The following is an 11,056-nucleotide window of genomic DNA, read 5'->3' on the forward strand; positions in this document are numbered from 1 at the left end:
AGTCGGGCCTCAGGGACGTTCCTTGAAGACACGATAGCCGCGGTGATCGGCGATCTTCAACATCTCGCGGTCGCCGCTGGTGTCGCCATAGGCGGCCTTCAGAGTGAAGTCGGGGCCAAACATCGCGCGCAGGCGGCGCACCTTCTCCGGCCCGCGGCAATTGGGGCCGAGGAACCCGCCGGTCACCCGGTCTTCGGCGTCGAAGGCCAGTTCCGTGGCGATCAGAGCGTCGGCCCCGAGGCCTCGGGCGAAGGGGGCCACGATGATGTCGGGGGAGGCGCTGACGATCACCAGCTTGGCGTGGCGCTGCCGCCAGCGCCGCCAGGTCTGCAGGGCGTCGGGGCGCAGCAGGCTGGGGGCCGCGACCTCGGCGAAGGCGCGGGCCTGGGCTTCCAGCTCGTCGCGAGTGACGTCCTTGAGAAATTCCCGCACCGCGGCCGCCTTGATGCGTCCACGATTGCGATGCGCCAGATACGAGATCGCGGCCGGGACCAGCCGGGTCATTCCCGCGATATAGCGGCCCTGATCGACGCGCCATTTGAGGAATTCGGTGAAACTGTCACGCACGGTGATCGTGCCGTCGAAGTCGAAGGCCACGACGCCCGCGTCTTCGATCTGGTCATCCAGCATCTCGTTCGACGGAGCGCCGCCGCCACGCAAGGATCGTTTCGCCATGGCTCCCCCTCGCGCCGTCTCCGTCGCGTGTCTACCGGGAACAATCGGCGGGCGCAGCACGCACCTTGGGGGGAGGCGTTTCGCGACGCCCGGAGCCGAAGGCTTGTCCCGAACTGGCGCACACCCATCTAGAGATTCGGACGAGCCCGCCATCGGGCGCCCCGTCCGCCAAATATCGCGATGTCCCCCAAAGGCTTGTGATCCTTGGTCGGATCGAGGAATGTCAAGGATTAGACAACCTGCGGCGCGTATCCTGCATCGATGGCGTCAGGAACGCCTCCGGGGACGGACGTCCCGGCCAGTCGGCCGCGCGTCGAGAGAGTGAGAAACGACCATGACCAAGGCCGCCAGCGGAGACTCAAAGAGCACGCTCTACTGCTCATTCTGCGGCAAGAGTCAGCATGAGGTCCGCAAGCTTATCGCGGGCCCTACCGTGTTCATCTGCGATGAGTGCGTAGAACTGTGCATGGATATCATTCGCGAGGAGCACAAGATCTCCTTCGTGAAGTCCAAGGACGGTGTGCCGACTCCGAAGGAGATCCGCGAAGTCCTCGACGATTACGTGATCGGCCAAGATCACGCCAAGAAGGTGCTCGCGGTCGCGGTCCACAATCACTACAAGCGCCTGAACCACGCTTCGAAGAATAACGACGTCGAACTGGGCAAGGCCAACATCCTGCTCATCGGTCCGACCGGCACCGGCAAGACCCTGCTGGCGCAGACGCTCGCCCGAATCATCGACGTGCCCTTCACCGTCGCCGACGCCACGACGCTCACCGAAGCGGGCTACGTCGGCGAGGACGTCGAGAATATCATCCTGAAGCTGCTCCAGGCCGCCGACTACAATGTCGAGCGGGCGCAGCGCGGCATCGTCTACATCGACGAAGTCGACAAGATCAGCCGCAAGTCGGACAACCCCTCCATCACCCGCGACGTTTCGGGTGAAGGCGTGCAGCAGGCCCTGCTGAAGATCATGGAAGGCACCGTCGCCTCCGTGCCGCCGCAGGGCGGGCGCAAGCATCCCCAGCAGGAGTTCCTGCAGGTCGACACCACCAACATCCTGTTCATCTGCGGCGGCGCCTTCGCCGGCCTGGAAAAGATCATCTCGGCCCGCGGCCAGGGCACCTCGATCGGCTTCGGCGCCAAGGTCTCCGATCCCGACGACCGCCGCACCGGCCAGATCTTCCGCCAGGTGGAGCCGGACGACCTGCTGCGCTTTGGCCTGATCCCGGAATTCGTCGGTCGTCTGCCGGTCATCGCGACCCTGGACGACCTGGACGAGCCGGCCCTGGTGAAGATCCTCACCGAGCCGAAGAACGCCTTCGTGAAGCAGTACCAGCGTCTGTTCGACATGGAGAATGTCGGCCTGACCTTCACCGACGACGCGCTGAACGCGGTGGCCCGCAAGGCTATCATCCGCAAGACCGGCGCGCGCGGCCTGCGCTCCATCCTGGAAGGCATCCTGCTCGAGACCATGTACGAGCTGCCGACCTATGACGGCGTCGAGGAAGTGGTGGTCAACGCTGAGGTCGTCGAAGGCCGGGCCCAGCCCCTGGTCATCTACGCCGAGCGTCGGGACAAGGGCGGCGCGGCCTAACCGCCGAGTTTCCAATGCGAACACCAGCGACCGCGGCGCCTCGCCGCGGTTGTTGTCGTTTGAGATCATCGCTCATGCCGAGGCTCTTGCACCTGTTGCGGGGGCGCACCATTTCCTGTGTCTCGCGCGTCACCAATTCCAGACGCATTGTCGCGGACGATCTGGCTCAGCTTGTAGAGGGGGCCAAAGCGTCCACATAAATGACCGACAATTCGCCCAGGCTGGGCGGACGGGCCGACCGACTCAGGCACATCGTCTGGGGGAAACCGGTCGGAATATGGGAAGGGCCCTGCTTTTGAAGGGGGCCTACCAGGAGTAGATGCATATGTCTGAGATCAAGACTCTGCCCATTCTTCCGCTGCGGGACATCGTTGTCTTCCCGCACCAGCCAGTGCCGCTGTTCGTCGGCCGCGAGAAGTCGGTCCGCGCGCTCGAAGAGGCCATGAAGGCCCCCGGCAAGCAGATCCTGCTGGCGACCCAGAAGGACAAGGACGACGATGATCCGTCGCCCGACGCGATCTACGACGTCGGCGTCGTGGCCTCCGTGCTCCAACTGCTGAAGCTGCCCGACGGCACCGTGAAGGTCCTGGTGGAGGGCAAGGCCCGCGCCGGCATCTCGAAATTCACCGACCAGGCCGAGTTCTACGAAGCCGAGGTCGCCTTCATCACCGAAGACGGCGCGGCCTCGACCGAAGCCGAGGCGCTGTCGCGCGCCGTGGTCGAGCAGTTCGAGAACTATGTGAAGCTCAACAAGAAGGTGCCGCCGGAGGCCCTGGCCTCCATGCCGCAGGTCGACTCGCCCGGCGAGCTGGCCGACCGCATCGCCAGCCACCTGTCGGTGAAGATCGCCGAGAAGCAGAACCTGCTGGAGATCTTCAATGTCGTGAAGCGCCTGGAGAAGGTCTACGCCCTGATGGAGGGCGAGATCAGCGTCATGCAGACGGAAAAGAAAATCCGTAACCGCGTGAAGCGCCAGATGGAGAAGACCCAGCGCGAGTACTACCTCAACGAACAGATGAAGGCGATCCAGCGCGAGCTGGGCGAGCAGGACGACAGCCGCGACGAGCTGATCGAACTCGAGAAGCGCATCAAGAAGACCAAGCTCTCCAAGGAGGCCCGCACCAAGGCTGACAGCGAGCTGAAGAAGCTGCGCAACATGAGCCCGATGTCGGCGGAATCCACCGTCGTGCGGAACTATCTCGACTGGCTGCTGTCCATTCCGTGGGGCAAGGCCAAGACAAAGCCGATCGACCTGGTGAAGGCCGAGGCCGTCCTCGAGCATGACCACTACGGCCTGGAGAAGGTCAAGGAACGCATCCTGGAATACCTGGCCGTCCAGGCTCGGACCGGCTCCCTGAAGGGTCCGATCCTCTGCCTGGTGGGCCCCCCCGGCGTGGGCAAGACCTCGCTGGGCAAGTCCATCGCCGAGGCGACCGGCCGCGAGTTCGTGCGCGTGTCCCTGGGGGGGGTGCGTGACGAGGCCGAGATCCGCGGTCACCGCCGCACCTACATCGGTTCGATGCCCGGCAAGGTCATCCAGTCGATGAAGAAGGCCAAGTCGACCAACGCCTTCTTCCTGTTGGACGAGATCGACAAGATGGGCTCCGACTATCGCGGCGACCCGTCCTCGGCCCTGTTGGAGGTGCTGGACCCGGCGCAGAATTCGACCTTCGCCGACCACTATCTCGAGGTCGACTACGACCTGTCGCCGGTGATGTTCGTCACCACGGCCAACAGCCTCAACATGCCCCAGCCCCTGCTGGACCGCATGGAGATCATCCGCATCCCCGGCTACACCGAGGATGAGAAGCTGGAGATCGCCAAGCGGCACCTGCTGCCCAAGCTGACCAAGGACCACGGCCTGACCGCGGTGGAGTTCGTCGTCCCCGACGACACCATTCGCGACCTCATCCGCTACTACACCCGGGAAGCCGGCGTGCGGTCGCTGGAGCGCGAACTGGGCAACCTGGCCCGCAAGACGGTTCGGGACCTGGGCCGCGAAAAGCTGCTGGCCATCACCGTTGATGAAGAGCGGCTGGCCAAGTACGCCGGGGTCAAGAAGTACCGCTACGGCGAGACCGACGCGGAGGATCAGGTCGGGATCATCACCGGCCTGGCCTATACCGAATTTGGCGGCGACATCCTGACCATCGAGGCGGTCAAGATGCCCGGCAAGGGCCGCATGTCCATCACGGGCAACCTGAAGGACGTGATGAAGGAATCCATCTCGGCGGCGAACTCCTACGTCCGCAGCCGGGCGGTGCACTTCGGGATCGAACCGCCGGTCTTCGAGAAGACCGACGTCCATATCCACGTGCCGGACGGGGCCACCCCCAAGGACGGACCGTCGGCCGGCGCGGCCATGGCCACGGCCATCGTCTCGGTGCTGACCGGCATCCCGATCCGCAAGGACATCGCCATGACCGGCGAAGTCACCTTGCGCGGCCGGGTGACGGCCATCGGCGGCCTCAAGGAAAAGCTGCTCGCGGCCCTGCGTTCCGGGGTCAAGACCGTGCTGATCCCTGAGGAGAACATGAAGGACCTGGCCGATGTCCCCGACAGCGTGAAGAACGGGCTGGAGATCATCCCGGTCTCCAACATCGACGAGGTGCTGGCCCGGGCCCTGACCGAGCCGCTTACTCCGATCGAGTGGACGGAACCGGCGACGCCCGCCATTCCGGTCGTCACCGACGACAGCGACCCGGAAGCTGTTCTGACGCACTGAATACCGGATTAACTGCAAATAATCAGGCGGCGCGGGGTATTCCCGCGCCGCCTTCGTTTGACGCCTGCCGCGAGACCGCCATAATCGCGTCACGCGAAGCAGCCTCGCGAACACCGCGGGGGGTCCGCGGACCTATAACGGGCTGGGAGAAACACCAAATGACCAAGGCCGAACTCGTCACGGCGATCGCCGAAAAGGCGGGCCTCAACAAGGCGCAGGCGAAAGACGCGCTGGAAGCCTTTATCGACTCCGTCACCGCTTCCCTGAAGAGCGGCGAAGAAGTCCGGCTCGTCGGTTTCGGCAGCTTCGTGCCGGTCAACCGCGCGGCGGGTACGGCCCGCAATCCGCGCACCGGCGAAACCGTGCAGCGGCCGGCCTCCAAGACCGCGCGCTTCCGGGTCGGCGAAGGCCTGAAGAGCTCGCTGAACTAAGCGCGGCTCAGACTCTAGAGTTATTCCGAAGGGGCGGTCGCCGGGGAGGTGGCCGCCCTTTTGATATGGGGGTTTCTGCGCGCCGGGGAGGGCGCTAAGAACCGGCCTTCAAGGACGCGGCAGGGTTAAGTGGAAGCCGGTTAACCCGCCGACGCTCCAAGTCTTCAAGGGCGGCTAGCTCAGCTGGTCAGAGCACCTGGTTTACACCCAGGGGGTCGGGGGTTCGAACCCCTCGCCGCCCACCATCCTGCTTCGCGCTGTCGCGCTTCGCAGGACAAGTCCTCCCCTAGAGTTCGAAGCAGGGCGTTCCCGGATGAGACCAAGGCCGCGGCCTCTGAGCGGTATCTGAGACAGGGTTCCGGCCATGCCTTCGCGAACAAGCGGCTCTGATAGAGGACAGCTCTCCTTTCGCAGGCTATTGACCCTCGATGCTCTACCGCCCCCTTGGCAAGACCAGCCTGACCGTTTCGGAGATCGGCCTTGGCTGTGCGAGTTGGTGGGGCCAGATGGCGTTCGATGAGCGTCAGGCCATCGCCCTGGTCCATGCCGCCCTTGAGCGGGGTGTGACCTTCTTCGACACCGGCGCGAGCTATTCCAACGGGAACGCCGAACCCAGGCTGGGCCGGGCCCTGCGCGGGCGCGATCTCTCGGGCCTGGTGATCGCCACCAAGGCCGGCACGCGCCACGACGGCCGCCGTATCGTGCGCGACATGTCTCCGGGCGCCATCGAGGCCAGCGTGATGCAGAGTCTGGCCAACCTGGGGCTGGAACGCCTGCCCCTGCTGCAACTGCACGGTCCCGCCATCGTCGACCTGACCGCTCAGCTGCTGAGCACCCTGGAGCGGCTGAAGACGCGAGGCCTTGTCCAGGCCCTCGGGGTGAACAGTTTTGATCCCGCGGTCATCGACCACGTCGCGGGCCTGCCCCAGTTCGACGTCGTGATGGTGGACTACAATGTCCTGCGGCCGGAACGTGGCCCGCTCATCGCGCGGGCGGCGGCGGCGGGGAAGGGGGTGCTGGCGGGCATGCCTCTGGCCATGGGCCACACTGGCGGCCAGGTCCTGAAGCTAAGGGCGCCGCGGGACATCTGGTACGCCCTGCGTGCGCTGAAGAACCACCGCGCCGAAGTGCTGGCCGGCCGGCGTTTCGCCTTCCTGCACCAACAGGCGGGTGTCAGCGGTGCGCAGGCCGCCCTTGCCTATGTCCTGGCCAATCGCGATGTCGCCTGCGCGGTCATGGGCACGACCCGCATGGCCCATCTGCTGGAGAACCTCGACGCGTCTGGCCGCGCGCTGGCGCCCGAGCTGGCGGCCGCGATCGCCGAGGCGCAAAGCGCCGGGACGTGACGTCGGGGCGCCCTTTCGCCGAACGCCAAGAGGCGTAGTCTGCCTGCAAGAACAACGACAAATCAGGGCAGGACACGATGGCGAAGCTCGATCTGAGTGCGCTCGACCAGGCGCTGGAGGCGGCGCACCAGCCGGCTCTGGCCGCCGCCCTGGTCCAGATGACCGGCGATCTGCACTGGCTGCGCAGGGAGTGGGCGCCCACCTACACCCCACTGTCGCGCGGCGAGACCGGTGTGCCCGAGGCCGAGCAGGCCAAGTTCCGAAGCCAGGCCAAGGCCGCCATTCTCGACTGGGTGGCCAAGGGCTCACCGGCGCCTATCACCCCCGACCCCGCCGCTCTACGCCGGATGATGAGCTTTGTGGCCGGGGCCGACATCCCCGAGAACTATGCCGATTTCCTGAATGACGAGCTGGCCATCGGCGGCCAGTCCAGCAAGGATCCGCAGTGGGACACGCCCCTCCTGAAGGAGGCCGCGCGGCGCATGCATGTGCTGGTTATCGGCGCCGGCATGTCGGGCCTGCTGACCGGCATCCGCCTGACCCAGGCCGGGGTCGATTTCGAGATCGTCGACAAGAACGCCGATGTCGGCGGCACCTGGCTGGAGAACACCTATCCGGGCTGCCGGGTCGACAGCTCCAACCACATCTACTCGTATTCCTTCGAGCCCAACCACAACTGGCCTCAGCACTTCTCAACCCAGCCGGTGCTGCTGGATTACTTCCGGGGCGTCGCCAACCGCTACGATTTGCGCAAGAAGATCCGCTTCGAGACCAGCGTCGAGGAGATGGTCTGGGACGAGGCCCGCGCGGTCTGGAAGGTGACCCTGAAGACCGCCACGGGGACCGAGCAGGTGATCGCCAACGCCGTGATCACCGCCGTGGGTCAGCTGAACCGCCCGCGCCTGCCCGAGGTGAAGGGCCGCGAGCGCTTCAAGGGGGCGGCCTTCCACTCCGCCCAGTGGCGCCATGACGTCGATCTGACAGGCAAGCGGGTGGCGGTGATCGGCACCGGCGCCAGCGCCTTCCAGTTCGTGCCGGAGATCGCGGGCAAGGTGGCCAGCCTGACCATCTTCCAGCGCACCCCGCCCTGGGGTTTCCCCACCGCCCACTATCATGAGGATGTGCCGGCCGGGATGAACTGGCTGCTGGAGCACATTCCCAACTACGACAAGTGGTACCGCTTCTTCCTGTTCTGGATGGTCACTGACGGCTTGCTGGACGGGGTGCGGGCCGACCCGGCCTGGCAAGGCGACGAGACCGCCGTCAGCGCGGCCAACGCCATGTTCCGGGCCATGGTGGCCGAAGCCCTGCGGATGCAGGCCGGCGACCGCCCCGACCTGGCCGAGAAGGTGATCCCCACCTATCCGATCGGCGGCAAGCGGGCGCTGCTGGACAACGGTGTCTGGATCGCCGCGCTCAAGCGCCCGAATGTGGAGCTGGTGACCGACGCCATCACTGAGATCACCGACACCGGCATCCTCACCGCCGATGGCTCGGCGCGGGACTTCGACGTGATCATCTACGGCACCGGCTTCCACGCCAGCCGCTTCCTCTATCCGATGAAGATCAAGGGGCGCGGCGGGGCCGACCTGCACGATACCTGGGACGGGGACGCCCGCGCCTATCTGGGCATGACCACCCCGGGTTTCCCCAACCTGTTCATGATCTATGGGCCCAACACCAATATCGTCGTCAACGGCTCCATCATCTTCTTCTCCGAGTGCAGCGTCCGCTACATCCTGGGCTGCCTGGAGCTGCTGGCCGAGACAGGAGCGCGAGCGATGGAGCCCAAGCCCGAGGTGCACGACGCCTTCAACATCAAGGTGGACGAGGGCAATAAGCTGATGGCCTGGGGCGCGCCGCAGGTGACCAGCTGGTACAAGAACGAGAAGGGCCGGGTCAGCCAGAACTGGCCCTTTGCCTTGGTAGACTATTGGCGCGCCACCCTGGCGCCAGATCCGCAGGACTTCGTGCTCTCCAAGGAACGCGAGATGGCGGGGTAGGGGGTTGCGGGCCTATACGGGGACGACGTGTTCGTTCCCGTGAGGTCCCATGCCGCTCAAGCTCCACACCATCATCTGCAGCACTCGCCCGACCCGGCTGGGCCCGAAGATCGCCGAATGGTTCGACGCGATCGCCCAAGGCCATGAGAGTTTCGACGCCGAACTGGTGGACCTAGCCAGCTTCAACCTGCCCGTCTTCGATGAGCCGAAGCATCCGCGCCTGCGCGACTATTCGCACGACCACACCAAGGCCTGGAGCGCGAGCGTCGAGGCGGCCGACGCCTTTGTCTTCGTGACGCCGGAGTACAATTACGGCCCGCCGCCGGCCTTCACCAATGCGGTGAACTACCTCGTGCACGAGTGGGCCTATAAGCCCGCCGCCTTCGTCAGCTACGGCGGCGCGTCGGGCGGCCTGCGCGCGGTGCAGATGGAGAAGCTGCTGCTCACCAGCGTGAAGGTCATGCCCATCCCCGAGGCCGTGGCCCTGCCGATGTTCAGCCAGCACCTGTCCGAAGCGGGCTTCAAGCCGCCGGAGCTGCAGGACAAGGCCGCCGGCGCCATGCTCACCGAACTGGCCCGCTGGGCCGCCGCGCTGAAGACCCTGCGCTCCCCAAGCTAGACCATTGCCAGGCGTCCTTCGGCGTTGTTCAACTATGTGTTGAGCCAGGGAGGGCGTCATGACTCAGGGTGTGGTGACGGTGCAGGGCTTGCGGCTGCGGGATGGGCCGGACGGCACGGTCGTTCCGCCCAGCCTGGACAAGGGCCTCGGTGTCGAAATGTTCGAGTCCAAGGCGGGCTGGACGCGGATCACCACCCTGAAGGCGCCGATCCGCAGCGGCTGGGTGTCGAGCCAGTTCCTCAGCCCGGCGGTCGCGGTCGCAACCCCGGCCCCGCCCGCGCTCGCGCCGCCGCCCATGCCCGATGACCCAGATCATCCGGTGACCGTCTCGGGGGGCAAGGCGATCACCCCGGACGGACGGGCCTTCGCCTCGGTCTACAAGGGCGGCTTCTACACCACGGGCCGAACCTCACTGGCCGGGTGGCTGGCGGGCAACCCGCCCCCGGCCGCCCTGAAGCCGTCGGCCGTGCGGGTGGTGCGCGCCATCTCGGCCAATGAGGGTCTGCTGGAGGCCGTCAACTCCTACGACAATAGCTACATGTCGATCGGCCTCTTCCAGTGGACCTGCGGTCCAGCCGGGGATGCGGGCGAACTTCCGGCCTTGCTGGCGGCCTTGAAGCGGACTTGGCCCGCCGCCTTCCAGGACTGCTTCGGCCGCTACGGTCTGGATGTGCAGACCGCCAGCGCCACGGCCACCACAGGCTATCTGGTGCTGAACGGCGTGATTCTGAACACCGCCGCGCGGAAGCTGCAACTGCGCGGCGCGGTTTGGGCCTACCGGTTCTGGCGCGCGGGGCACCACCACGACATGCGGGCCTGCCAGCTCAGCTTCGCCGCTGGGCGCTTGGCGAAGTTCCTGGACGCCAAGGCGGCCGGCGTGGCGGTCCGGCGCTGGTTCACCTCCGAGCAGGGGGTGGCCCTGGTGCTGGATGAGCACGTCAATCGCCCGGGACACGTGCCCGGCACCCTGGCCGCCGCCATCACCAAGATCGGCGCCACCGGTCCAACCAACTGGAAGACCGCCGACGAGGCGCGGCTGATCACCGCCTATGTCCTGGCCCGCAAGGCCACGAACATGACTCATCCGATTCTCCGGGCCGAGCGCATCGCAGACGCCGTCAATCAGGGGACACTGTCGGACGATCGTGGCTCGTTCGTGATCTGACGCCGTCTGGCGGCTGTGACGACTTGGCTCTAGCCTCCTGAGTCGAACAGGCGATTCAACAAGCGGAGCGACCCCATGGCGTACAAGTTCGAGATCTCGAAGGACAAGGCTGGCGAATTCCGGGTGAAATTCAAGGCGCCCAACGGCGAGGTCATGTTCTCTACCGAGGGCTACTCTTCGAAGGCCTCGGCGAAGAACGCCATCGAATCCATGAAGAAGAACGGCCCTGACGCCGAAACCGACGACACCACCGACTGATCCCAGCCCCGCCGTTGGGCGTCGGAGGGGATTATTCACAGGGTGAAGTGCGACTAATCGAACTCGCCCGTTGACACGATTCCGGTCGGGACCTATCAGACGCCCCTCGCGGGCCCACACGGCCCACATGCGGATGTAGCTCAGTTGGTTAGAGCGCCGGCCTGTCACGCCGGAGGTCGCGGGTTCGAGTCCCGTCATTCGCGCCACTTCTTCCCGACATCGATGATCTGCCGGCAG

General features: G+C 65.7%; 9 protein-coding genes and 2 tRNA genes. 10 read left to right on the forward strand and 1 reads right to left on the reverse strand.

All coding sequences use genetic code 11. The features are described from left to right. Window positions 1–9: 9 nt before the first annotated feature. On the reverse strand, window positions 10–675 hold the full coding sequence (locus tag OCL97_RS00390; protein ID WP_377366628.1) for an HAD-IB family hydrolase: 666 nt from the start codon (window positions 673–675) through the stop codon (window positions 10–12). Window positions 676–1,009: 334 nt separating this feature from the next. Between OCL97_RS00390 and clpX the strand changes: the two genes are divergently transcribed. From clpX to OCL97_RS00440, 10 genes are all read left to right on the forward strand, one after another. After that, window positions 1,010–2,272, forward strand: coding sequence for an ATP-dependent Clp protease ATP-binding subunit ClpX (clpX, locus tag OCL97_RS00395; RefSeq protein WP_304780075.1), 1,263 nt, complete (start codon window positions 1,010–1,012; stop codon window positions 2,270–2,272). A gap of 325 nt (window positions 2,273–2,597) precedes the next feature. Then, window positions 2,598–4,997, forward strand: a complete 2,400-nt coding sequence (lon, locus tag OCL97_RS00400; RefSeq protein WP_377366630.1) for an endopeptidase La — start codon at window positions 2,598–2,600, stop codon at window positions 4,995–4,997. A gap of 158 nt (window positions 4,998–5,155) precedes the next feature. Further along, entirely contained in the window at window positions 5,156–5,428 is a 273-nt protein-coding gene (locus tag OCL97_RS00405; RefSeq protein WP_293493154.1) for an HU family DNA-binding protein, read from the forward strand. Window positions 5,429–5,596: 168 nt separating this feature from the next. Beyond that, a tRNA-Val gene (locus OCL97_RS00410) sits at window positions 5,597–5,673 on the forward strand. A gap of 183 nt (window positions 5,674–5,856) precedes the next feature. Beyond that, the gene (locus OCL97_RS00415; RefSeq protein ID WP_377366633.1) at window positions 5,857–6,774 is read left to right on the forward strand and encodes an aldo/keto reductase; all 918 of its coding nucleotides are present in this window, start codon (window positions 5,857–5,859) and stop codon (window positions 6,772–6,774) included. A 77-nt stretch (window positions 6,775–6,851) separates the two neighbouring features. Continuing rightward, window positions 6,852–8,777, forward strand: coding sequence for an NAD(P)-binding domain-containing protein (locus OCL97_RS00420; RefSeq protein WP_377366635.1), 1,926 nt, complete (start codon window positions 6,852–6,854; stop codon window positions 8,775–8,777). 49 nt (window positions 8,778–8,826) lie between these two features. Beyond that, the gene (locus tag OCL97_RS00425; RefSeq protein ID WP_377366637.1) at window positions 8,827–9,396 is read left to right on the forward strand and encodes an NADPH-dependent FMN reductase; all 570 of its coding nucleotides are present in this window, start codon (window positions 8,827–8,829) and stop codon (window positions 9,394–9,396) included. A 58-nt stretch (window positions 9,397–9,454) separates the two neighbouring features. Then, complete coding sequence (locus OCL97_RS00430; RefSeq protein WP_377366639.1) at window positions 9,455–10,561, forward strand: SH3 domain-containing protein; 1,107 nt, start codon at window positions 9,455–9,457, stop codon at window positions 10,559–10,561. A 75-nt stretch (window positions 10,562–10,636) separates the two neighbouring features. Continuing rightward, complete coding sequence (locus OCL97_RS00435) at window positions 10,637–10,819, forward strand: YegP family protein (protein WP_304780101.1); 183 nt, start codon at window positions 10,637–10,639, stop codon at window positions 10,817–10,819. Window positions 10,820–10,948: 129 nt separating this feature from the next. After that, window positions 10,949–11,025, forward strand: a tRNA-Asp gene (locus OCL97_RS00440). Window positions 11,026–11,056: the final 31 nt, after the last annotated feature.

Source organism: Phenylobacterium ferrooxidans (assembly GCF_042714595.1).
Taxonomy (GTDB): Bacteria; Pseudomonadota; Alphaproteobacteria; order Caulobacterales; family Caulobacteraceae; genus Phenylobacterium; species Phenylobacterium ferrooxidans.

Coding starts and splice junctions, on each gene's coding strand:
- OCL97_RS00430 (WP_377366639.1), top strand. CDS start 9,455: ATGACTCAGGGTGTGGTGACGGTGCAGGGCTTGCGGCTGCGGGATGGG.
- lon (WP_377366630.1), top strand. CDS start 2,598: ATGTCTGAGATCAAGACTCTGCCCATTCTTCCGCTGCGGGACATCGTT.
- OCL97_RS00420 (WP_377366635.1), top strand. CDS start 6,852: ATGGCGAAGCTCGATCTGAGTGCGCTCGACCAGGCGCTGGAGGCGGCG.
- OCL97_RS00425 (WP_377366637.1), top strand. CDS start 8,827: ATGCCGCTCAAGCTCCACACCATCATCTGCAGCACTCGCCCGACCCGG.
- clpX (WP_304780075.1), top strand. CDS start 1,010: ATGACCAAGGCCGCCAGCGGAGACTCAAAGAGCACGCTCTACTGCTCA.
- OCL97_RS00415 (WP_377366633.1), top strand. CDS start 5,857: ATGCTCTACCGCCCCCTTGGCAAGACCAGCCTGACCGTTTCGGAGATC.
- OCL97_RS00390 (WP_377366628.1), bottom strand. CDS start 675: ATGGCGAAACGATCCTTGCGTGGCGGCGGCGCTCCGTCGAACGAGATG.
- OCL97_RS00405 (WP_293493154.1), top strand. CDS start 5,156: ATGACCAAGGCCGAACTCGTCACGGCGATCGCCGAAAAGGCGGGCCTC.
- OCL97_RS00435 (WP_304780101.1), top strand. CDS start 10,637: ATGGCGTACAAGTTCGAGATCTCGAAGGACAAGGCTGGCGAATTCCGG.